Raw genomic sequence first — 21,661 nt, forward strand, 5'->3', positions numbered from 1 at the left:
TCATCTACACACGGAGTATGAATACCGAGTATGCAGGAGCGGGCGCAAGTGCCGGGACGTCAGAGGACCGCGCCGGTCACCCGGCGCGGTCCTCGACTGCGTGTGCCGCTACTCCCCGAGGCTCGCCGCGATCAGGTCGCCGGTCTCCTCGTCCCGCTCCAGCTCGGCCGGCTCCGCGTCGCCGCCGTGGCCGCCCTGCATCTGCCGGTCCGCCGCCCCGATCAGCTTGTGGCCGCTGGCCAGCACCGCGATCGCCGCCAGCAGGGCCACCGCGCCGACGTAGAACGGCGCGTGGTCGTCGAAGTGCGCCGCGAGCTTGCCGGCCGCGAACGGGGCCAGGCCGCCGCCGATGAACCGGACGAACCCGTAGGCGGCCGAGGCCACCGAGCGGTCCACCGGCGAGACCTGCATGACCGCCTGGGTCATCAGGGTATTGCTGAGCCCGATGAAGGCGCCGGCCACGATCACCGCGACGATCAGCACCGGCTTGTGGTCCGTCCACACGGCGATCACCAGCAGGTCAAGGGCCATCAACAGGAAGTTCGCGTACTGGGTGCGCGCCGTGCCGAACCGCGCCTGCAGCCGCGGCGCGACCAGCACCGCGAACACGGCCACGAGCAGGCCCCAGGCGGCGAACACGAATCCGAGCTCGTGGATGCCCAGGTTCATCGGGAACGGGCTGTAGGCCAGCACCGTGAAGAACGCCCAGTTGTAGAAGAACGCGACCGCGCTGACGGTGGCCAGCCCGCGGTGGCGCAGCGCGCGCAGCGGCTCGGTCAGCCCGATCCTGCGCGGGGACGCCGGGGTCTTGTCCAGGAAGACGATCGTCGCGGTGAGCGAGATGGCCATCAGCGCCGTGACGCCGAAGAACGGCCCGCGCCAGCTGATCCCGCCGAGCAGCCCGCCCACCAGCGGGCCGAGCGCGATGCCGACGCCGAGCGCGGTCTCGTAGAGGATGATCGCGCCGGCGAAGCCGCCGGAGGCCGCGCCGACGATGACCGCCAGCGAGGTGGCGATGAACAGCGCGTTGCCCAGCCCCCAGCCCGCGCGGAAGCCGATGATCTGCGCGATGGTGTCCGAGGAGCCGGCCATCGCGCTGAAGAGCACGATCAGGATCAGGCCGGCGATCAGCGTCTTCTTGCCGCCGATCCGGCTCGAGACCCAGCCGGTGACCAGCATCGCCACCGCCGTAACCACGAGGTAGCTGGTGAACAGCAGCTCGACGTTGCTGGGCGAGGCGTGCAGCTGGTCGGAGAGGGCGGGCAGGATCGGGTCGACGAGGCCGATGCCCATGAAGGACACGACACAGGCGAAGGCGACCGCCCAGACGGCCTTGGGCTGGCGGAACACGCCGCCCCCGGAGCCGGTGGAATGAGGGGAATTCATGCTTGGATCCGCTTCCCTGTCTTGGGTTCCGCCTTGTGGGCGGGATTCGGTGCGTTGAGCTCCATCGCCTCCTCCTGCAGCTCGCGCAGCCGCAGGAGCGCGGGCACGGCGGCGGCCAGCGCGGCGGCGTCGCCGTCCGGGAGCCGCGCGATCAGGGTGGTGAGCCGTTCGGCCCCGTCCCGTCGCCGCGTGCTGAGGTAGGAGCGCCCGGACGGCGTCAGCGAGACCAGCACGGCCCGGCGATCGGTCGGGTCGGGGGCCCGCTGCACCAGCCCGGCCTGCTCGAGCGAGCCGACCAGCGCGGTCATCGACGGCTGCGCGACCCCCTGCAGCGCGGCCAGCTCGGTGATCCGGCACTCGCCCCTGCGGTCGAGCGCCGCGAGGGTCGAGACCGAGGTCAGGCTCAGCTGCCGGGGATGCTCGACGAAGCGGATCACCGCCGCCGAGAGCGCGTGCAGCGCGGCTCCGGCGTTCATCTCCGGCTCCGCGTACTCGCCCGCCGCCAGCGCGGCGTCGGCCGCCGCGCCGAGGTCTGGTCCAGTGCTCATGGAAAAAGCATAGGACAGTCTATGTAGCTTGTCTAACTATTCCACTCCGCCCACCCGTTGCATTCGCGGGCGAGCTGCGGCTTCAAGACGAAAAGCGCCGCTGGCAGGCCCTTCCCTCGGAGAGATTGCCGGGGCCTGTGGGGTGCTGGCGTTGGCGGAGCGGGCCGTGGTTCGCGATGGTGAGGTTGCGGGGGCGAGCTCTCTCCTCGGCCGGTCCCCGGAGGCAATCAGGAACCTGCCGGGAGCTCAAGCGGCGGCGGCCCTCGTTGATGCTCGATCTTGCATCGCGCCGCTTGACCTCCCGACAGAACCCTGATCGGGCTTCGCCTGCCCGACCGAGGAGAGAGCACACCCCCTGAGGGGGCAGTGCGAGCTGCGCTCGGGCCGAGTCCCCGTGGCCAGGCCGCGCTCGATCCGGAAGAATCCTGCATCACCGTTCTGGGCCGCTGTCTTCTCCTCTACTCCTTCAACGCCGGGGAACACCCCCGAGTGCCCGGAAATATCCTATATTTTCTTTAATAACTAAAGGCCGGATACGCGCCTTTTGTCGGTGGTCGCGTCTAGCATAGAAGAGTACGAGGGTTGTCGGAGCTTGTGACAGGAGGGAGGTGGACGGGGTGGCTGGGCAGATAGCGTCAGGGGTACGGCCGAAAGCGGTGCAGGATTTCCCCTCGGGGGTACGACCGGGCCGGGCGATGCTGTGCAGTACGTGAGCTCCGGGTGGATCGGATCAGGGCGATGCAGAATCCTTCCGCATCGAACATGGCCGGCCTGCCGGATTCTGCCGCGAGATCTGGGATCGCGATGGATCGCACCAAGGCGATGCAAGATCCAGCATCAAGGGCTACCGGACCATCGACCCTTCGCGCGGATCGGGAACCGGGATGCTCAGATCACGGCGATGCAGAATCCTTCCGCATCGAGCGCGGCCAGGCCACGGGACAGGACTCGGCCCGAGCGCAGCTCGCACCGGACCCTCAGGGGGTGTGCTCTCTCCTCGGTCGGGCAGGCGAAGCCCGATCAGGGTTCTGCCGGGAGGTCAAGCGGCGCCCCGCACAATCCACCCCGAACCCCAGCCCGCCCCGCCACGCCGGCACCCACGCGAACCCGGCACTCTCTCCGAGAGAAGGGCCCGCCAGCGGCGCCTTTCGATCTTGAAACCGCAGGCCGCCCCACCAACGCAACGGGTGGGCGGGTGGACAGACGAACCAGGCGACGCAAAGCGGCCGCCCACACCCTGACGACCACCCCAACCCGACAAGCCACCACACCCACCAGCACTCGACACGATCATCAAATCGCGTTAGGCATATGGGACGGCATCCTCAGGTTCAGGCCGCACCGGACGCTTGAGCAGCAGGACGGTAGCGAACTTCTCGTCGTTGCCGTGCAGCGACGAAACCGTCACCGGGCCCACGGCCTCCCAGCCGTCGGCGCCCAGCTCGTCCAGCTCGCCCTCGATCGTCGTGAGCGCGTCGCCGAGCCGCTGATCGAGCGGCGACGAGCGCTGCGCGACGACGGCCAGGCTCGCCAGGCTGTACTCCCACTGGGTTATGGCCGGCATCGGTGTCATGGCCGGAGTCTAACGACCCGTCAACGACGAAGCCCCCGCCGGACCGGGGTCCGGGCGGGGACTTCGTCAGTTCTCTGCTATCTCCGTCAGCCGGCGAAAGCCTCTTCGACCACGCGCTGCTGCTCGAACTCGTGCCGCTTGTGCGAGCCGACGGCCGGGGACGAGGACGCCGAGCGGGACACGTGGGTGAGCACGCGGCCGCCGAGCTCGCCGGTCAGGTGCAGGGCCATGAACGGCCACGCGCCCTGGTTGGCCGGCTCCTCCTGCACCCAGCGCACGCGCGCGTCGGCCGGGTAGCTCTCCAGCTCCGCCCGCAGCTCGGCCTCGGGGACCGGGTAGAGCCGCTCGGCGCGCACGATCGCGGTGTCGGTGACCTTGTGCTTGTCCCGGTAGGCGACCAGGTCCCAGTAGATCTTGCCGGAGCACACCAGGATCTTGCGCACCCCCGCCTTGTCCACCGACTCGTCGCCGATGATCGGCCGGAACTCGTTGCGCGTGAACTCCTCGATCGAGGAGGTCGCCGCCTTCGCCCGCAGCATCCACTTCGGCGTGAAGACCACCAGCGGCTTGTGCGCCGGGTTCAGCGCCTGCCAGCGCAGCAGGTGGAAGTAGGACGAGGGCAGCGAGGGCATCGCCACGGTCATGTTGTTCTGCGCGCACAGCTGCAGGTAGCGCTCGATCCGGGCCGAGGAGTGGTCCGGGCCCTGGCCCTCGTGGCCGTGCGGCAGCAGCAGCGTCACGCCGGAGCGCTGGCCCCATTTCTGCTCGCCGGAGGAGATGAACTCGTCCACGATCGTCTGCGCACCGTTGCCGAAGTCGCCGAACTGCGCCTCCCACAGCACCAGCGCGTTCGGGCGGGCCACCGAGTAGCCGTACTCGAAGCCCATGGCCGCGAACTCGGAGAGCATCGAGTCGTAGACCGTGTACGTGGCCTGGTTCTCGGACAGGTACGACAGCGGCGTGTACTCGCGGGCCGTGGTGCGGTCCACCACCACGTGGTGGCGCTGCACGAACGTGCCGCGGCGCGAGTCCTGGCCGGCCAGGCGCACCGGCACTCCCTCCATCAGCAGCGAGCCGAAGGCGAGGGTCTCGCCCATGGCCCAGTCGATGGTGCCGTCGCCGATCATCTGCGCCCGCTTCTGCAGCTGCGGCAGCACCCGCGGGTGCGGCTCGAAGCCCTCGGGCAGGTTGACGTGCACCTCGACGATCCGCTTGACCACGTCGTCGGAGATCGCCGTCGGGACCGCGACCGGGAACGGCTCCTCGGCCTGCTCGACCGCCGGCGAGGGCGCCGCCTTCCCGGTCTCCTTGGTCTCCGAGAAGGCCTGCTCCAGCTTGGCCTGGTAGTCCTTCAGGGCGGCTTCGGCTTCTTCGATGGTGATGTCGCCGCGGCCGATCAGCGCCTCGGTGTAGAGCTTGCGCACCGAGCGCTTGGCCTCGATCAGCTTGTACATCAGCGGCTGGGTCATCGACGGGTCGTCGCCCTCGTTGTGGCCGCGGCGCCGGTAGCAGACCATGTCGATGACGACGTCCTTGTTGAACTCCTGCCGGAATTCGAAGGCGAGCTGCGCCACCCGGACGCAGGCCTCGGGGTCGTCCCCGTTGACGTGGAAGATCGGCGCCTCGACCATCCGCGCGACGTCGGTGGCGTAGACCGAGGAGCGCGAGGCGGCCGGCGAGGTGGTGAAGCCGACCTGGTTGTTGATCACCAGGTGGATGGTGCCGCCGGTGCGGAAGCCGCGCAGCTGGCTCATGTTCAGCGTCTCGGCCACCACGCCCTGCCCGGCGAACGCGGCGTCGCCGTGCATCAGGATCGGCAGCACGGTGAAGGCGGAGCCGGCCTTGTTGATGATGTCCTGCTTGGCCCGCACGAAGCCCTCGAGCACCGGGTCGACCGCCTCGAGGTGCGAGGGGTTCGCGGTGAGCGAGACCTTGATCTGCTTGCCGCTCAGCGAAGTGAAGGTGCCCTCGGTGCCGAGGTGGTACTTCACGTCGCCGGAGCCGTGCATGGTCTTCGGGTCGAGGTTGCCCTCGAACTCGCTGAACACCTTGGCGTACGGCTTGCCCACGATGTTCGTCAGCACGTTGAGGCGGCCGCGGTGCGGCATGCCGATGCAGGCCTCGTCCAGGCCCTCCGCGGCGCCGGACGAGATGATCTGGTCGAGCACGGCGATCGCCGACTCGCCGCCCTCGAGCGAGAACCGCTTCTGGCCGACGTACTTGACCTGCAGGAAGGTCTCGAACGCCTCGGCCGCGTTGAGCCGGTTGAGGATCCGCAGCTGCTCTTCGCGGGACGGCTTGGTGTTGCCGTTCTCCACCTTCGACTGGATCCAGCGGCGCTGCGCCGGGTCTTGGATGTGCATGTACTCGATGCCGACGGTGCGGCAGTAGGACTCGCGCAGCACGCCGAGCACGTCGCGCAGCTTCATCAGCGGCTTGCCGCCGAAGCCGCCGGTGGCGAACTCGCGCTCGAGGTCCCACAGGGTCAGGCCGTGCGAGACCACGTCGAGGTCCGGGTGCCGGCGCTGCTTGTACTCGAGCGGGTCGGTGTCGGCCATCAGGTGGCCGCGGGTGCGGTAGGAGTCGATCAGCTCCTGCACGCGCGCGGTCTTGTTGACGTCGTTCTCGTGCGTGGCCGCGATGTCCTGGACCCAGCGCACCGGCTCGTAGGGGATCCGCAGCGACTCGAAGACCTTGTCGAAGAAGTCGTCCGCGCCCAGCAGCAGCTGGTGGATGACCTTCAGGTACTCGCCGGAGACCGCGCCCTGGATGATCCGGTGGTCGTAGGTGGAGGTCAGCGTCATGATCTTGCTGACGGCCAGCCGGTTGAGGGTCTCCTCGCTGGCGCCCTGGTACTCGGCCGGGTACTCCATCGCGCCGACGCCGATGATGGTGCCCTGGCCCCGCATCAGCCGCGGCACCGAGTGCACCGTGCCGATGCCGCCCGGGTTGGTCAGCGAGATGGTGGTGCCGGCGAAGTCGTCCGCGGTGAGCTTGTTGTTGCGGGCCTTGCGCACCAGGTCCTCGTACGCCTGCCAGAACTCGCGGAAGTCCATCAGCTCGGCGGCCTTGATGGAGGGCACCACGAGCGTGCGCGAGCCGTCCGGCCGGGCGAGGTCGATGGCCAGGCCGAAGTTGATGTGCTCCGGGGTGACCAGTGCCGGCTTGCCCTCGACCTCGGTGAACGAGGCGTTCATGCCCGGGATCGCCTTGGTCGCCTGGACCATGGCGTAGCCGATGAGGTGGGTGAAGGAGACCTTGCCGCCGCGGGCCCGCTTGAGGTGGTTGTTGATGACGATGCGGTTGTCGATCAGCAGCTTCGCCGGCACGGCGCGCACCGAGGTGGCCGTGGGCACCTCGAGCGAGGCGTTCATGTTGGCGATCAGCCGCGCGGCCGGGCCCTTGAGCGTGGTCGTCTGGGCGCCGCCGCCGGACGGGGTGGAGGGGGCCGGGGGCGCGGTGATCGCGGCGTCCCGGGGCACGCCGCCGACCGGGGCCTCGGCCTGCGGGGTGGGCTTGGGCGCGAGGGCCGCGGACTTGAGCAGCGCGGATGGGGCGGGGGCGGCGGCCTCGGCGACGGGCGCCTGCGCGCCCGGGACCTGCACCTTGGCGAGGGTCTCGGGGGCGGGGGCCGCGGTGGCCGGCTGCGCGGGGAGGGCGGAGGGGGCGGGCGGCGGAGCGGCGGCCGAGGCGGTGGCCGGCTGGTAGTCGTTGAAGAAGTCCCACCAGGCCTTGTCGACCGACTCCGGGTCCTGCAGGTACTGCTGGTAGATCTCGTCGACGAGCCATTCGTTGGGACCGAACTGCGCCAGCTCGCCAGGAGGCGTCTCGCCGCCGCCCGGAGCTGGAGTGGACTCAGACGTGGTCGGTGTGGACTGTGGCGACACGGCGGGTTCCGCCCTCTTCCGCTTCGTAGATCCGCGTTCTCGGACTGCCTCGCACCCGGCAGGCGGGAGCCGATGGATCCGCGGCGAATGACTAACGCCGGCGCGGGCCCCTGCGGTTCCTCCTCAGCGGGCAGCGGTAGCCCAGGTTACGCGCTTTCCCGCGCGAATCGCAGTTCGCACCGGCCAACGCGACGAGAGTCACACTAACTCGGGACCTGAACCACCCTTACTGAGCATAATGCCGTAGTCCGAGATGACTATTCCGATAGTCGCTGCGCGGAAGGCTGCTCGGCGGGCAGTTCGAGCCGGATGAGCGCCCCGCGCGCCGAGGGCATGACCTCGATGGTTCCGCCGTGCAGCTGAACCGCCCAGCGCGCGATGGCCAGACCCAGGCCGGTGCCGCCGCCGGACGCGCTCTTGCCGGTGGAGCCGCGGGTGAACCGCTCGAACACCCGGGCCCGCTCCGGCTCGGGAATGCCCGGCCCCTCGTCCGCGACCTCGACCCGCAGCGCGCCGAGCGCGGTGCGCACCGCGGAGACCTGCACCAGTCCGTCCGCCGGCGAGTGCTTGGCCGCGTTGTCCACCAGGTTGGCCATCACCTGGTGCAGCCGGCCCTCGTCGGCCCGCGCGGACAGCCCGGGCGGGCGCACGTCGAGCCGGTAGCGCACCGCCCGGCCCGCGGTCTGGGCCTGGCGCACCACCTCGGCCAGGAACGGCTCCACCTCGAACTCGGAGACGTCCAGCGGGACGGCGCCGGCCTCGAGCCGGGAGAGGTCCAGCAGCTCCTCGACCAGCAGCCCGAGCCGCTCGGTCTGGGCCAGGGCGGCCTTGACCGCCGCGCCGTCCGGCTCGGTGACGCCGTCCACCACGTTCTCGAGCACCGCCCGCAGCGCCGAGATGGGCGTGCGCAGCTCGTGCGAGACGTTCGCGATCAGCTCGCGCCGGGCCCGGTCGGCGGCCTCGAGATCGGCCGCCATCCGGTTGAACACCACGGCCAGCCGGCCGACCTCGTCCCGGGAGGTGGCGCGCACCCGGCGGGAGTAGTCGCCGTGGGCGAGCGACGAGGCGGCCGCGGCCATCGCGCGCAGCGGGGCGATCATGCCGTGCGCCAGCACCTGGGTGACCGCGAGCGAGAGCAGCACCGCGACCGTGACCACGTACCTGGCCTGGATGCCGAGGGTCACCCCGATCGCGACGAACCCGGCCGAGACCGTGACCGAGGCCGCCACCAGCACGCCGAGCTTGATCCGGAGCGAGGAGAGCCGGTCGAGGGGCTGGAGTTCGCGCAGCCGGGTCACCCGGTCGCGCCGCCGCACCCGGTCGCGCGGCCTCACGGCGCCTCAGCCTCGCCGCCGGTCTCGAGCGCGTAGCCCACGCCGTGCACGGTGCGGATCCGGCCGGCGCCGATCTTCTTCCGCAGGGCCTTGACATGGGAGTCGACGGTGCGGGTGCCCGAGGCGTCCGCCCAGTCCCACACCTCGGCCAGCAGCCGCTGCCGGGAGACCACCTGGCCCGGGCGCCGGGCCAGGCTGAGCAGCAGGTCGAACTCGATCGGGGTCAGGTGCACCTCGGCGCCGTCGGCGCGCACCCGGCGCCGGGACCGGTCGACGCTGAGCGGGTGCTCCGGCGTGCCGAGCTCGAGCGCGGGGGCCGGGTCGTCCTCGCCGCTGGGCGCCTCGCTCTTGAGGGCCTGCGCCCGCACCAGGTCCACCCGGCGCAGCAGCGCGGTGATCCGGGCGATCAGCTCGCGCATGGAGAAGGGCTTGGTCAGATAGTCGTCCGCGCCGGCGCCGAGCCCGGCGAGCAGGTCCGACTCGGCGTCCCGGGCGGTGAGCATGAGCACCGGCACCGGCCGCTCGGCCTGCAGCCGGCGGCACACCTCGAGCCCGTCGAAGCCGGGCAGCATCACGTCGAGCACCAGCGCGTCCGGCTGCTCCTCGCGGGCCGCGGCGACGGCGGCCGGACCGGTGGCGGCGTACGCGGTGGCGAACCCGGCCGCGTTGAGCCGGGCCAGCACCGCGTCGGCCAGGGTCGGCTCGTCCTCGACCACGAGGATCTTGCGCCGCGCGGTCTCATTGGAATTTGAGGAATAGGCCGAACTCATGCCAGCACATTAGTCCGCGATCTCGGCGGAGGGGCGCGCGCACGGCCACCGGCAGTACCGCCGACCTGCCGTGCGGGCGCGGTGTTAGGTTGATCCCGACCACAGATCTGACGCAGAGTATTGCAGCCGAGGAGCCGTCGAGATGACGCAGCAGTTGACCGAGACCGCGCAGTGGCAGGCATTGTCCAAGCACCGGGAGGCGTTCGGGCAGACGCATCTACGGGAGCTGTTCTCCGACGACCCGGGCCGGGCCGAGCGGCTGCGGCTCGAGGTGGGCGACCTGGCCGTGGACTTCTCCAAGCACCTGGTCACCGACGAGACGCTGGCGCTGCTGCTGGAACTGGCCAAGACACGCGGGGTCGAGCAGCTGCGCGACGCGATGTTCGCGGGCGAGAAGATCAACGTCACCGAGAACCGGGCGGTGCTGCACGTGGCGCTGCGCGCGCCGCGGGGCGAGCACATCTCGGTGGACGGCGAGGACGTCGTGCCGGGCGTGCACGAGGTGCTCGACCGGATGTCCGCGTTCAGCGACCGGGTGCGCTCGGGCGAGTGGACCGGGGCGACCGGAAAGCGCATCAGGAACGTCGTCAACATCGGCATCGGCGGCTCGGACCTCGGCCCGGCGATGGCCTACGAGGCGCTGCGCGAGTACTCGGACCGCTCGCTCAGCTTCCACTTCGTCTCCAACGTGGACGGCGCGGACCTGTACGAGGCCACCCGCGACCTGGACGCGGCCGAGACGCTGTTCATCATCTCGTCCAAGACCTTCACCACGGTCGAGACCATCACCAACGCGACGTCCGCCAAGGCCTGGCTGCTCGGCCAGCTCGGCGGCGACGAGTCGGCGGTGGCGAAGCACTTCGTCGCGGTGTCCACCAACGACGCCGAGGTGGCGAAGTTCGGCATCGACACCGCGAACATGTTCGGGTTCTGGGACTGGGTCGGCGGCCGCTACTCGTACGACTCGGCCATCGGCCTGTCGCTGATGATCGCGATCGGCCCGGAGCGCTTCGGCGAGATGCTGGCCGGGTTCCACACCGTGGACCAGCACTTCCGTCACACGCCGCTGGAGCGCAACGTCCCGGCGCTGCTCGGCCTGCTCGGGGTCTGGTACGGCTCCTTCTTCGACGCGCAGACCCACGCGGTGCTGCCGTACTCGCACTACCTCTCGAAGTTCTCCGCGTACCTGCAGCAGCTGGACATGGAGTCCAACGGCAAGTCGGTCCAGCGCGACGGCGAGCCGGTGGCCTGGCAGACCGGCCCGATCGTCTGGGGCACGCCCGGCACCAACGGCCAGCACGCCTACTACCAGCTGATCCATCAGGGCACGAAGATCATCCCGGCCGACTTCATCGGCTTCGCCGAGCCGGTCGTCCCCGCCGCCGACCCGCGCGGCGCGCACCACGACATGCTCACCGCGAACTTCCTGGCCCAGACCGAGGCGCTGGCCTTCGGCAAGACCCGCGAGCAGGTCGAGGCCGAGGGCACCGCGGCCGCGATCGTGCCGCACCGGGTGTTCCAGGGCAACCACCCCACCACCACGATCCTCGCGCCGAAGCTCACCCCGTCGGTGCTGGGCCAGCTCGTCGCGCTCTACGAGCACAAGGTGTTCACCCAGGGCGCGGTGTGGAACATCAACTCGTTCGACCAGTGGGGCGTGGAGCTCGGCAAGGTGCTCGCGAAGAAGATCGAGCCCGAGCTCGTCGCCGACGGCACCCCCGCCCCCGCCGCGCACGACTCGTCCACGAACGAGCTGGTCAAGACCTACCGGGAGCTGCGCGGGCGGTAGCCGTAGCGCAATTCGAATGGCGTAGCACGGCAGGGAACGCCGTGCTACGTTACGGATATGACTCGGACGATCACACAACGCGAGCTGCGCAATGAGAGCGCCGCGGTGATGGACGCCGTCGAGGGTGGCGAGACGATCGTCGTCACCCGCAATGGCCGTCCGGTAGCGGAACTTCGGCCGATAAGAGCGCGCCGCTCGGTTCCTCTGGACGAGATCCGGGAGCAGTTCGCGCTGCTTCCTCGCATGAGTTACACCGAGATGAGAGCGGACATCGAAGAGTTCTTCGGGGACGACGACCGGATTCGCGACGAGGACTATGAGTAGCCGGAGACCGGCGGGCTTGCTGGATACCTGCGTCATCATCGACCTCGAGGTCCTGGCTGCGGCGGATCTACCCCTGGACGGGAAGATCTCGACGGTTTCGGTATCCGAACTCATGATCGGCGTGCACATCGCGAAGACCCCGGTCGAACACTCGATCCGGGTGACTCGGTTGATGTCCGTCGGAGCCAACTTCGTCGACCCACTGCCGTTCGACGAGCGGGCGATGAACGTCTTCAACACCCTTGCCGCGCTGACCGTCGCGATCGGCCGCAATCCGAAGCCGCGCAAGAACGGCCTCATGATCGCCGCGACCGCCGTCGCCAACGGCCTGCCGCTGTACACGGCCAACGTGGAGGATTTCAAGGGGCTGGAGAGCATGCTCGAGGTCATCGGCGTCCAGGCCGCCTGAGCCTCTGCGACAATGGTGCAATGACCGAGCAGCGCCGCACCTCCTCTTCCTCCTCGTCGCAACCCCGGAAGTCGGCGGCGGCCCGCAACGCGGCGCGTAACGCGCAGCCGCGCAAGGCCGCCGAGACCGAGGCGGCGGAGCGGCGCAAGCGGCAGTCCATCGCCAAGGCGGAGAAGCGCACGACCTCGGCCCAGGTCCGCATGACGGAGCCGGCGCCGACGGCGGCCGGGCGGGCGCCCGAGGGCGCCGGGTCGGCCACGCCGGCCTCCTACCTGGACGTCCCGGAGGACTACCGGGCCGGCTTCGCCTGCTTCGTCGGGCGGCCCAACGCGGGCAAGTCGACCCTGACGAACGCGCTGGTCGGCGCGAAGATCGCGATCACCTCCGGGCGGCCGCAGACCACCCGGCACACCGTGCGCGGCATCGTGCACCGGGCCGACGCCCAGCTGGTGCTGGTGGACACCCCCGGCCTGCACCGGCCGCGCACGCTGCTCGGCGAGCGGCTCAACGAGCAGGTCCGGGCCACCTGGGCCGAGGTCGACGTGATCGGCTTCTGCATCCCGGCCGACCAGGAGATCGGGCCGGGCGACCGCTACATCGCGCAGCAGCTCGCGGAGGTCCGGCGTACGCCCAAGGTCGCCGTGGTCACCAAGACCGACGCGATGGGCAAGCAGGCCGTGGGCGAGCAGCTGCTCGCCGTGCTCGAGCTCGGCAAGGAGGTCGGCATCGACTGGGCCGAGATCGTCCCGGTCTCCGCGGTCACCAACGCGCAGGTCGGGCTGCTCGCGGACCTGCTGGTCCGGCAGCTGCCGCAGTCCCCGCCGCTCTACCCCGGCGGTGAGCTGACCGACGAGCCGGAGCAGGTCATGGTGGCCGAGCTCATCCGCGAGGCCGCGCTCGAGGGCGTGCGTGACGAGCTGCCGCACTCGCTCGCGGTCACCGTCGAGGAGATGATCCCGCGCGCCGACCGGCCCAAGGACAAGCCGCTGCTCGACGTGCACGCCACGCTCTACGTGGAGCGCTCGAGCCAGAAGTCCATCGTCATCGGCACCGGCGGCGCGCGGCTGCGCGACGTCGGCACCCGCGCCCGCAAGCAGATCGAGGGGCTGCTCGGCACGCCGGTCTTCCTGGACCTGCACGTGAAGGTGGCCAAGGACTGGCAGCGGGACCCGAAGCAGCTGCAGCGGCTGGGGTTCTAGCCGGCGGCTCCCGGCGGATGTAGCTGCGCCGGAGCGACGGCGGAGAGACGCGGAGAAGAAAATCACGGCACGTGACGCGGTGCCTCTTGACTGCCAATTAGTAAGCGCGCATACTAATCACATGACGACATCGAACCTCGCCGAAGCCCGGATCACCTCCTCCGCCGCCCCGGCGGCCTTCTTCGCGAAGTGGGCCGACATGGCCACCTGGCCGGAGTGGAACGCCGACACCTCGTGGGTCCGCCTCGACGGCCCCTTCGCCACCGGCTCCACCGGAGTCCTCAAGCCCAAGGGCGGACCGAAGACCTCCTTCGTGCTGGCGAAGGTCTCCGACGACGAGTTCACCGACGTCTCCACGCTGCTCGGCGCGCGCCTGACCTTCCGCCACCTCGTCACGGTCACCTCCGCGGGGACGGACGTCGCCGTCGCGGTGACGCTGGCCGGTCCGCTCGCGCGGGTGTGGAACGTCATCCTCGGCAAGGGGATCAAGGCCACGCTCCAGCGCGACCTCGAGGCACTCAAGGCCCACGCCGAGTCGATGCAGGGCATTGATACTCCGGCCGATTCGACCGCGGTGGCACAGGTGTCCGCATGAGCGGGTACTGGCTCGGCGTGGTGTGCCGCGACCACGTACGTCGGGGCACGGCCGCCGGCGTCGTCCAGCTCAACCACGGCGCCCGCGCGCCGCTCGCCCGGCTCGAGCCCGGCGACGGGTTCGTCTACTACTCGCCGCGCACCTCGATGAAGGCCGGCACCCCGCTGCAGGCGTTCACCGCGATCGGGCGGATCGCCGACGGCGAGATCTGGCAGGCCGACGAGGGCGACTTCAAGCCGTGGCGCCGCCGCGTGGACTACCTCGGCGACGTCCGCGAGGCGCCGGTGGCCGACTTCCACGGCGGCCTGGACCTGACCGACGGCCCCAACTGGGGCAACCGGCTGCGGCGCGGCCTCGTGCCGCTCACCGCGAGCGACTTCGCCGCGATCGAGACGGCTATGGTCACGGGGTGACCGCACGCGAGTTGAACACCGAGTTCGCCGACGCCGACGAGAGCCCCGGTCTGTTGCTGTGGCAGGTCACCAACCGGTGGCAGGCCGCGCAACGGGCCGCCCTCAAGCCCTACGGGCTCACCCACGTCCAGTTCGTCCTGCTCGCCGGGCTCACCTGGCTCGGCACCGCGGGTCCGGTCACCCAACGCCACCTGGCCGACCACACCGCCACGGACGCGATGATGACCTCCCAGGTCCTGCGCACCCTCGAGGCCGCGGAACTGGTCGAACGCCGCCCGCATCCGCACGACGCCCGGGCCCGCGCCCTGACCGTCACCGCGGCCGGGCGCGAGCTGGCCAACCGCGCCATCGTGGCCGTCGAACAGTGCGATCGGGACTTCTTCGCCGCTCTGGGAAGCGACGCAGCCGCGTTCACCAGAGCTCTGCGAACGCTCAAGAAGACGTCGTGAACCTCCCCTGCCCACGCGCTTTGCGCTACAGCGGCATGGTCCAGGCGGCGTGGGTGTCGACGGGGACGAAGCCCAGCGCCCGGTTGACCGCGAGTATCCGGGTATTGCCGACGGCGTTGTAGGTCTCGAGGACGCGCAGGCCGGGCTCGGCCCGTAGCAGTTCCCTGACGAGATACGCCTTGACTCGGATCGCCAGGCCCTGGCCGCGGTAGTCCGGCACCACCACCGTCTCGTTCTGCTCGCCGCGCACGCCGTCGGCGGTGTGGGCGGTGGAGAGCGCGGCGATCCGGCCGGAGTCGGCGTCCAGGAGGCACGCGGTGTACTCGCGCAGGCCCACCCGGTGCGCGGCGTGCTCGCGGTGGCGCACCTCGGCCGCGGTGAACGGGGTGACGCCCGGGTCGCCCGGGTCGGCGTGCAGGCAGTCGAGGGTCTGGGTGAGCGATTCGAGCAGGTAGGCCGGGCAGGCGCCGGCCCAGCGCAGGGCGAGCAGGCCGGGCGAACGCTGCGGCGGGATCGCGGCCGCCAGCCGCTCGGCCAAGCCCGGCTCGTCCAGCTTCAGCCGGGAGCGCAGATCGCAGCTCGACACCGCCAGGCCGCCGCTGCGGGCGAACGCATCGGTCGCGGCGTTGCGCGGGCCGTCGAGCACCAGCCGACGCCGGCCGTTCGCCAGGGCCGCGCCGGCCAGTTCGGCCAACAGCGTCGAACCGACGCCGTGCCGGCGGGCGGCCGGATGCACGGTCAGGGTGGCGTGCGCCAGCTCCCGGTGGAACGCACTGTAGATGCCCAACCGGGCGTAGCCGAGCAGTCGCCCGGAGCGATCGTGGGCCAGGTGCACGAATCGGCTGCCGCGGAACGGCGGGGCCAGTTGGGCCAGCAGCTCGGCCCGCGCACTGGGCACTTCGCCCGGACGGTCGGCCAGATCGGCGGCGTTCTGACAGGCCACCAGCTCGTCCAGTTCGTCAAGCGGCAGCACGTGTTCGGCCGTCGCGCGCACCCGGGTGACCCGCCACGGCCGCACGGCGGTGGCGGCGGGGGCGAACAGGGGACGCGGGCGCATTCCACCATCACAGCGCTTCCGGCGGTTGTAGGGGTAGCCGCCACGCTCACGGACGCCCGGGTACCGGCCGAGCGGGTGATGGTAGGGTGGGTGCCCTATGTACGGGTCGCGGCTTCTTATCTGCCGCGGCGAGGGTCTGTAAATCTCGGACCGGCACCCTCGCCGCGGTGACGGTGCTGCGCGTTTATCCTTCCTGGGCCTGAGCCAGCCCACGCCGGTCTCCACCGAGCAGTACTCGCTTCAGGACGGATTCCGAGATGACCATCGCCCCTTCCGCCGCCTCCGCCGCGGCCGGCCAGTACGACCGTGTCGCCGCCCAGCGGCCGAGCGGGATGCCCATCCACAAGTACGTGCCCTTCCAGCCGGTCGATCTGCCCGACCGGACCTGGCCGGACCGGGTGATCGAACGGGCGCCGCGCTGGTGCGCGGTGGACCTGCGCGACGGCAACCAGGCCCTGATCGACCCGATGAGCCCGGCCCGCAAGCTGAAGATGTTCGACCTGCTGGTCTCCATGGGCTACAAGGAGATCGAGGTCGGCTTCCCCTCGGCCTCGCAGACCGACTTCGACTTCGTCCGGCAGATCATCGAAGAGGGCCGGATCCCGGACGACGTGGTGATCCAGGTGCTGACCCAGGCGCGCGAGCACCTGATCGAGCGCACCTTCGAGGCGATCCGCGGCGCGAAGCAGGCGATCGTGCACCTGTACAACTCCACCTCCACGCTGCAGCGGCGGGTGGTGTTCGAGCAGGACCGCGACGGGATCAAGCAGATCGCGGTGGACGGCGCCCGGCTGTGCAAGAAGTTCGCCGACGAGCTGACCGGCACCGAGGTCTACTTCGAGTACTCGCCCGAGTCCTACACCGGCACCGAGCTGGACTACGCGGTAGAGGTCTGCGACGCGGTCAACGAGGTCTGGCAGCCCACGCCGGAGCGCAAGGTCATCATCAACCTGCCCGCCACGGTGGAGATGGCCACCCCGAACGTCTACGCCGACTCGATCGAGTGGATGAGCCGGAACCTGAAGAACCGCGAGTCGATCGTGCTCTCGCTGCACCCGCACAACGACCGCGGCACCGCGGTGGCGGCGGCCGAGCAGGGCTACATGGCCGGGGCGGACCGGATCGAGGGCTGCCTGTTCGGCAACGGCGAGCGAACCGGCAACGTCTGCCTGGTGACCCTGGGGCTGAACCTGTTCTCCCAGGGCGTGGACCCGCGGATCGACTTCTCCGACATCGACGAGGTGCGCCGCACCGTCGAGTACTGCAACCAGCTGCCGGTGCACCCGCGCCACCCGTACGGCGGCGACCTGGTCTACACCGCGTTCTCCGGCTCGCATCAGGATGCGATCAAGAAGGGCTTCGACCACCTGCACCGGGACGCCGCGGCGGCCGGCAAGGGGATCGACGAGATGCTGTGGGCGGTGCCCTACCTGCCGATCGACCCGAAGGACGTGGGCCGCACCTACGAGGCGGTCATCCGGGTCAACTCGCAGTCCGGCAAGGGCGGCGTGGCCTACGTGCTCAAGAACGACCACCAGCTGGACCTGCCGCGCCGGCTGCAGATCGAGTTCTCCGGGATCATCCAGGCCAAGACCGACGCCGAGGGCGGCGAGGTCTCCCCGACCGAGATCTGGCGGGTGTTCGCCAACGAGTACCTGCCCACGCCGGACGAGCCGTGGGGCCGCTACCAGCTGGCCGGGTACCGCTCCGAGGCGAACCTCGAGGGCAAGGACGCGCTGAGCGTGGACCTGACCGTGGACGGCACGGCGAGCACCGTGCTGTCCGAGGGCAACGGCCCGATCGACGCGTTCGTCAATGCCCTGACGCAGCAGCTGGACGTGGACCTGCGCTTCCTCGACTACGCCGAGCACGCGATGTCGGCGGGCGGGGACGCGAGCGCGGCCGCGTACGTGGAGTGCGCGGTGGACGGCAAGGTGCTGTGGGGCGTGGGCGTGGACGCCAACATCGTCACCGCTTCGCTCAAGGCCGTGGTCTCCGCGGTGAACCGGGCGGTGCGCGCGCAGTAGGGCTGCGGCCGGGGTATCAGGGGCAGTAGTCTCCCCCGAGGCAACCGGACGGCGGCGAATCGCGTCTAGGGACGCGTTCGCCGCCGTTCGCGTTCCACCGCGTGCGCGAATCCAAGCCGAGGGGTATCGATGTTGTTATTAGTCTGGGGCTTCAAGGTCTTCTACAAGGTGCTCGACACCGGCACCTTCTTCTGCCCGCGCTGCGGCGGCGACCGCGCCTTCGAGCACCGGGTGGGCAAGAAGTGGTTCCGGCTCTACTGGATCCCGCTGTTCCCGTGCAGCGGCCCGATCAACGAGCACGTGCGCTGCACCACCTGCCAGGGCATGTACACGCTGCAGGCGCTCAACCACCCCACCAGCAACCAGCTCTCCTCGCTGCTGCTCGACGGCGTGCGCGGGGTGCTGGTGCACGTTCTGCGGGCCGGCTCGATCCAGTCGCCCGGCCCGCGCGAGATCGCGGTCAGCGAGATCCAGGCGCACGGGCTGCCCGGGTACGACGACGCCAGCCTGCAGGCCGACCTGGACGTGGTGCCCGGCGACATCAGCGGCCTGCTGACCAACCTGGGCGGGCAACTGGCCGGCCCGGGCAAGGAGGACCTGCTGCGCGCCGCGGTGCGGGTGGCGCTGGCGGACGGGCCGCTGACCGACCTCGAGCGCAACGTGGTCAACAGCACCGGCGCGATCCTCGGCATGACCCAGGCGCACGCGCTCGGCGTGATCGCGATGACGGAGCAGTCCGCGCAGCGCTGAAGCACGGCGACCGCGCCGCTCGGAGCTCTCCGCGCGGTGTCGAGCGCGCCCGCCCCCGCATCCCGGGCCCGGCCGTCGGCCCGGGATGCGAGAATGGCGGGGTGACCCTGTATCGCGACGACGGCATCGTCCTGCGCACCCAGCGCCTGGGCGAGGCCGACCGCGTCATCACCGTGCTGACCAGGGAGCGCGGCCGGCTGCGGCTGGTGGCCAAGGGCGTGCGCCGGACCACCTCGAAGTTCGGCGCCCGGCTCGAGCCGTTCGCGCACGTGGACTTCCAGACCTTCGACAAGCAGGGCCGCGCCCTCGGCATGATCACCCAGGCCGAGACCATCGCCGCGTACGGGCAGCGGATCGTCTCCGACTACGCGCGCTACACGGCCGGCACGGCGATGCTGGAGACGGCCGAGCGGTTGTCCGACGAGGAGGGCGAGCCCGCGCTGCAGCAGTACCTGCTGCTGCTCGGCGCGCTGCGCGCGCTCACCGGCGGCGAGCACGCGCCCGGCCTGGTGCTCGACGCCTTCATCCTGCGCTCGCTCTCGGTGGCGGGCTACGCCCCGTCCTTCCGGGACTGCGCCGGCTGCGGCGAGGAGCCGCCGGACGCGCTGCCGTACCGGTTCTTCTCCCTGCCGGCCGGCGGCGTGGTGTGCCCCGGCTGCAAGCCGGGCGGCTCGGCGATGCCGCAGCAGGCGACGGTGGAGCTGCTCGGCGCGCTGCTGGCGGGCGAGTGGGGCATAGCCGACTCGAGCGAGGGGCGGCACCGGCGCGAGGCGAGCGGGCTGGTCGCGGCCTACTTGCAGTGGCACCTCGAGCGCGGACTGCGCTCGCTGCGGCTAGTGGAACGCTGACCGGCGGCGAAGCGTTGACGGACCAGAACGAGAACGAAAACGGCGGTTGACACGTGGCACTGCTCAGGAAGTCGAATCCGGCCCAGATCCCCGGTCCGGCGCGCCCGGCCGGGCCGCGCGCGTACCGCGCCCCGAAGCCGCACAAGGACGGCGCCGAGCCGCCGAAGATCCCGGGCGAGCTGGTGCCCAAGCACGTCGCGATCGTGATGGACGGCAACGGCCGCTGGGCCAAGTCGCGGGGCCTCTCGCGCACCGAGGGCCACGAGGTGGGCGAGAAGTCGCTCTTCGACGTGGTCGAGGGGGCCGTGCAGATCGGGGTGACGCACATCTCGGCGTACGCGTTCTCCACCGAGAACTGGAAGCGCTCGCCGGAGGAGGTGCGCTGGCTGATGGGCTTCAACCGGCTCACCATCCGCCGCCGGATCGACGAGATGGACGAGCTCGGAGTGCGCATCCGCTGGTCCGGGCGGCGGCCGCGGCTGTGGAAGTCGGTCATCGACGAGCTGGAGATGGCCGAGGAGCGCACCCGGGACAACGACCGGTTCACCTTGAACATGTGCGTGAACTACGGCGGCCGGGCCGAGGTCGTGGACGCGGCGGCGGCGCTGGCCCGGGACGTGGCGGCGGGCCGGGTCAACCCGAACCGGATCGACGAGCGGGTCTTCGCCCGGTACCTGGACGAGCCGGACATGCCGGACGTGGACCTGTTCCTGCGCTCCTCCGGCGAGCAGCGCACCTCGAACTTCATGCTCTGGCAGGCCGCCTACGCGGAGATGGTGTTCCTGGACACGCTCTGGCCGGATTTCGACCGCACCCACCTGTGGCACGCCATCCAGATCTACGCGGACCGGGACCGCCGCTTCGGCGGGGCCATGCCCAACCCGGTCGCCGACGACGCCGCGCGCACGCCGAGCCCGCTGGCGGGCTGAGCCGGGCCGCGCCGGCTCGGCCGGGCACGGGCCCCGCGGCACGCGGCCGCGCCCGGCGCCTCAGCCGAGCAGGCGCGGCGCGAGCCGGGTGAGCAGCGCGGCCGCGTCGATCATGCAGCGCTCCGGGTCGGGCTCGATCTCGGTCAGCGCGAAGGCCCGGAGGATACCGGCCCGGCGCAGCTGATCCTCCGTCAGCGCCAGCCGGCCGCACACCGCCGCCACCGGCACGCCGTGCAGCGCGGCCAGCCGGGCCACGCCGACCGGCGCCTTGCCGCGCAGGCTCTGCTCGTCCAGCGAGCCCTCGCCGGTGACCACCAGCCGCGCGCCGCGCATGGCCTGCTCCACCCCGAGCAGCTCGAGCATCAGCTCGATGCCGGGGCGCACGCTCGCGCCGAGGGCGACGATCGCGCCGTAGCCCACGCCGCCGGCCGAACCGGCGCCGGGCTGGGCCGCGGCGGCCACCGCGTGCTCGCCGAACTGCTTGATCAGCACGTCGACCAGGCGGCCGAGGCCGGTCTCGAGGGCGAGCACGTCCTCGGGCGCGGCGCCCTTCTGCGGCCCGTAGACCGCGGCCGCGCCGAAGGTGCCGAGCAGCGGGTTGTCCACGTCGGTGGCCAGGATGACCTCGGTCTGCGCGATCCGCTCGTCGAGGCCGGACAGGTCGACCGAGGCGAGCTCGGCCAGCGAGGCACCGCAGGGTTCGAGCTCGGCTCCGGCGCCGTCGAGGAAGCGGGCGCCGAGCGCGGCCAGCATGCCCGCGCCGCCGTCGGTGCTGGCGCTGCCGCCGACGCCCAGCACCAGGGTGCGCGCGCCCGCGTCGAGCGCGGCCCGGATCAGCTCGCCGGTGCCGTAGGTCGAGGCGTGCAAGGGGTCGAACACGCCCGCCGGGAGCCGGCGCAGTCCGCTGGCCTCGGCCAGCTCGACCACCGCGGTGTGATTGGCCACCGCGTACTCGGCGTCCACCGGCTCGCCGAGCGGCCCGCGCACCCGCGCCCGGCGGCGCTCGAAGCCGGCCGAGACGGCCGCGTCCACGGTGCCGTCGCCGCCGTCGGCCACCGGCACCAGCCGCAGCTCGACGTCGGGCTCCGCCGCGCGCAGCCCCTCGGCCACGGCCTCGGCCACCTCGACGGCCGTCAGCGAACCCTTGAACTTGTCCGGCGCGATCACTATCCAAGCCTCGGTCACAGGGGGAGTCTAAGGGCGGGCGACCCCTGCACGTCCGCGACATCCGGGACGGTACGGCCGATGCCCGGATGAAGCGCTGGATGGATTCCGGCGAAAGGGTGGCGAAGAACTGGCGACGTGTCGGGAATGAGCTGACGGCACGCCAGGGCGGCCGGACCCTCCCGCGGTCCGGCCGCCCTGACGCCCCGA

General features: G+C 71.0%; 19 protein-coding genes. 11 read left to right on the forward strand and 8 right to left on the reverse strand.

Going from position 1 to position 21,661, the window contains the following annotated elements:
• Positions 1-108 precede the first annotated feature (108 nt).
• The 6 genes from ACTRO_RS18210 to ACTRO_RS18235 all read right to left on the reverse strand — a co-directional run bounded on the left by ACTRO_RS18210 (position 109) and on the right by ACTRO_RS18235 (position 9,498).
• Positions 109-1,386 carry an MFS transporter gene (locus ACTRO_RS18210; protein WP_051451012.1) on the reverse strand — a complete coding sequence of 426 codons (1,278 nt, stop codon included), beginning with the start codon at positions 1,384-1,386 and terminating at the stop codon, positions 109-111.
• Positions 1,383-1,934: a MarR family winged helix-turn-helix transcriptional regulator gene (locus ACTRO_RS18215; protein ID WP_245594415.1), complete on the reverse strand. Its 552-nt coding sequence runs from the start codon at positions 1,932-1,934 to the stop codon at positions 1,383-1,385. Before ACTRO_RS18215 ends, ACTRO_RS18210 begins: the two co-directional genes overlap by 4 nt.
• A 1,303-nt stretch (positions 1,935-3,237) precedes the next feature.
• Entirely contained in the window at positions 3,238-3,507 is a 270-nt protein-coding gene (locus tag ACTRO_RS18220; RefSeq protein ID WP_034264558.1) for a DUF4177 domain-containing protein, read from the reverse strand.
• A gap of 86 nt (positions 3,508-3,593) precedes the next feature.
• Positions 3,594-7,394, reverse strand: coding sequence for a multifunctional oxoglutarate decarboxylase/oxoglutarate dehydrogenase thiamine pyrophosphate-binding subunit/dihydrolipoyllysine-residue succinyltransferase subunit (locus ACTRO_RS18225; protein WP_034264561.1), 3,801 nt, complete (start codon positions 7,392-7,394; stop codon positions 3,594-3,596).
• Positions 7,395-7,651: 257 nt separating this feature from the next.
• On the reverse strand, positions 7,652-8,728 hold the full coding sequence (locus ACTRO_RS18230; protein ID WP_211244317.1) for a sensor histidine kinase: 1,077 nt from the start codon (positions 8,726-8,728) through the stop codon (positions 7,652-7,654).
• Entirely contained in the window at positions 8,725-9,498 is a 774-nt protein-coding gene (locus tag ACTRO_RS18235) for a response regulator transcription factor (protein ID WP_034264564.1), read from the reverse strand. The genes ACTRO_RS18230 and ACTRO_RS18235 overlap by 4 nt, the downstream gene beginning before the upstream one ends.
• A gap of 142 nt (positions 9,499-9,640) precedes the next feature.
• On the opposite strand from ACTRO_RS18235, the gene pgi reads away from it, so the two are divergent.
• From pgi to ACTRO_RS18270, 7 genes are all read left to right on the forward strand, one after another.
• Positions 9,641-11,287, forward strand: coding sequence for a glucose-6-phosphate isomerase (gene pgi / locus ACTRO_RS18240; RefSeq protein ID WP_034264565.1), 1,647 nt, complete (start codon positions 9,641-9,643; stop codon positions 11,285-11,287).
• A gap of 57 nt (positions 11,288-11,344) precedes the next feature.
• Positions 11,345-11,611 (forward strand): type II toxin-antitoxin system Phd/YefM family antitoxin, encoded by a 267-nt coding sequence (locus ACTRO_RS18245; RefSeq protein ID WP_034264567.1) that lies wholly within the window; start codon positions 11,345-11,347, stop codon positions 11,609-11,611.
• A gap of 16 nt (positions 11,612-11,627) precedes the next feature.
• Complete coding sequence (locus tag ACTRO_RS18250; RefSeq protein ID WP_211244318.1) at positions 11,628-12,020, forward strand: type II toxin-antitoxin system VapC family toxin; 393 nt, start codon at positions 11,628-11,630, stop codon at positions 12,018-12,020.
• A 200-nt stretch (positions 12,021-12,220) separates the two neighbouring features.
• A complete protein-coding gene (gene era / locus ACTRO_RS18255) occupies positions 12,221-13,219 on the forward strand; it encodes a GTPase Era (protein WP_084317102.1) in 999 nt (332 codons plus the stop codon).
• Positions 13,220-13,340: 121 nt separating this feature from the next.
• Complete coding sequence (locus ACTRO_RS18260) at positions 13,341-13,814, forward strand: SRPBCC family protein (RefSeq protein ID WP_034264572.1); 474 nt, start codon at positions 13,341-13,343, stop codon at positions 13,812-13,814.
• On the forward strand, positions 13,811-14,227 hold the full coding sequence (locus ACTRO_RS18265) for an EVE domain-containing protein (RefSeq protein WP_034264575.1): 417 nt from the start codon (positions 13,811-13,813) through the stop codon (positions 14,225-14,227). The genes ACTRO_RS18260 and ACTRO_RS18265 overlap by 4 nt, the downstream gene beginning before the upstream one ends.
• Positions 14,224-14,676 carry a MarR family winged helix-turn-helix transcriptional regulator gene (locus ACTRO_RS18270; protein ID WP_034264577.1) on the forward strand — a complete coding sequence of 151 codons (453 nt, stop codon included), beginning with the start codon at positions 14,224-14,226 and terminating at the stop codon, positions 14,674-14,676. The genes ACTRO_RS18265 and ACTRO_RS18270 overlap by 4 nt, the downstream gene beginning before the upstream one ends.
• Before the next feature lie 25 nt (positions 14,677-14,701).
• Here the strand turns inward: ACTRO_RS18270 and ACTRO_RS18275 are convergent, their stop codons facing one another.
• Entirely contained in the window at positions 14,702-15,733 is a 1,032-nt protein-coding gene (locus tag ACTRO_RS18275) for a GNAT family N-acetyltransferase (protein ID WP_034264580.1), read from the reverse strand.
• A gap of 257 nt (positions 15,734-15,990) precedes the next feature.
• On the opposite strand from ACTRO_RS18275, the gene leuA reads away from it, so the two are divergent.
• The 4 genes from leuA to ACTRO_RS18295 all read left to right on the forward strand — a co-directional run bounded on the left by leuA (position 15,991) and on the right by ACTRO_RS18295 (position 20,287).
• Entirely contained in the window at positions 15,991-17,760 is a 1,770-nt protein-coding gene (gene leuA / locus ACTRO_RS18280) for a 2-isopropylmalate synthase (RefSeq protein ID WP_084316363.1), read from the forward strand.
• Between the two features lie 129 nt (positions 17,761-17,889).
• Positions 17,890-18,510, forward strand: coding sequence for a tellurite resistance TerB family protein (locus ACTRO_RS18285; protein ID WP_034264582.1), 621 nt, complete (start codon positions 17,890-17,892; stop codon positions 18,508-18,510).
• A gap of 101 nt (positions 18,511-18,611) precedes the next feature.
• The gene (gene recO / locus ACTRO_RS18290; protein ID WP_034264585.1) at positions 18,612-19,358 is read left to right on the forward strand and encodes a DNA repair protein RecO; all 747 of its coding nucleotides are present in this window, start codon (positions 18,612-18,614) and stop codon (positions 19,356-19,358) included.
• A gap of 86 nt (positions 19,359-19,444) precedes the next feature.
• Complete coding sequence (locus ACTRO_RS18295) at positions 19,445-20,287, forward strand: isoprenyl transferase (protein WP_034275431.1); 843 nt, start codon at positions 19,445-19,447, stop codon at positions 20,285-20,287.
• A 60-nt stretch (positions 20,288-20,347) separates the two neighbouring features.
• Here ACTRO_RS18295 and ACTRO_RS18300 read toward each other — a convergent pair whose 3' ends face one another.
• Positions 20,348-21,472: a glycerate kinase gene (locus tag ACTRO_RS18300; protein WP_211244319.1), complete on the reverse strand. Its 1,125-nt coding sequence runs from the start codon at positions 21,470-21,472 to the stop codon at positions 20,348-20,350.
• Between the last annotated feature and the right edge of the window lie 189 nt (positions 21,473-21,661).

Origin of the sequence: Actinospica robiniae DSM 44927, assembly GCF_000504285.1 — a bacterium.
Taxonomy (GTDB): Bacteria; Actinomycetota; Actinomycetes; order Streptomycetales; family Catenulisporaceae; genus Actinospica; species Actinospica robiniae.

What these genes read in the sequence shown, in the direction of transcription:
- ACTRO_RS18265 (WP_034264575.1), top strand. Translation starts at nt 13,811, where the DNA reads ATGAGCGGGTACTGGCTCGGCGTGGTGTGCCGCGACCACGTACGTCGG.
- pgi (WP_034264565.1), top strand. Translation starts at nt 9,641, where the DNA reads ATGACGCAGCAGTTGACCGAGACCGCGCAGTGGCAGGCATTGTCCAAG.
- ACTRO_RS18275 (WP_034264580.1), bottom strand. Translation starts at nt 15,733, where the DNA reads ATGCGCCCGCGTCCCCTGTTCGCCCCCGCCGCCACCGCCGTGCGGCCG.
- ACTRO_RS18215 (WP_245594415.1), bottom strand. Translation starts at nt 1,934, where the DNA reads ATGAGCACTGGACCAGACCTCGGCGCGGCGGCCGACGCCGCGCTGGCG.
- leuA (WP_084316363.1), top strand. Translation starts at nt 15,991, where the DNA reads ATGACCATCGCCCCTTCCGCCGCCTCCGCCGCGGCCGGCCAGTACGAC.
- ACTRO_RS18285 (WP_034264582.1), top strand. Translation starts at nt 17,890, where the DNA reads ATGTTGTTATTAGTCTGGGGCTTCAAGGTCTTCTACAAGGTGCTCGAC.
- ACTRO_RS18260 (WP_034264572.1), top strand. Translation starts at nt 13,341, where the DNA reads ATGACGACATCGAACCTCGCCGAAGCCCGGATCACCTCCTCCGCCGCC.
- era (WP_084317102.1), top strand. Translation starts at nt 12,221, where the DNA reads ATGACGGAGCCGGCGCCGACGGCGGCCGGGCGGGCGCCCGAGGGCGCC.
- ACTRO_RS18220 (WP_034264558.1), bottom strand. Translation starts at nt 3,507, where the DNA reads ATGACACCGATGCCGGCCATAACCCAGTGGGAGTACAGCCTGGCGAGC.
- ACTRO_RS18235 (WP_034264564.1), bottom strand. Translation starts at nt 9,498, where the DNA reads ATGAGTTCGGCCTATTCCTCAAATTCCAATGAGACCGCGCGGCGCAAG.
- ACTRO_RS18245 (WP_034264567.1), top strand. Translation starts at nt 11,345, where the DNA reads ATGACTCGGACGATCACACAACGCGAGCTGCGCAATGAGAGCGCCGCG.
- ACTRO_RS18210 (WP_051451012.1), bottom strand. Translation starts at nt 1,386, where the DNA reads ATGAATTCCCCTCATTCCACCGGCTCCGGGGGCGGCGTGTTCCGCCAG.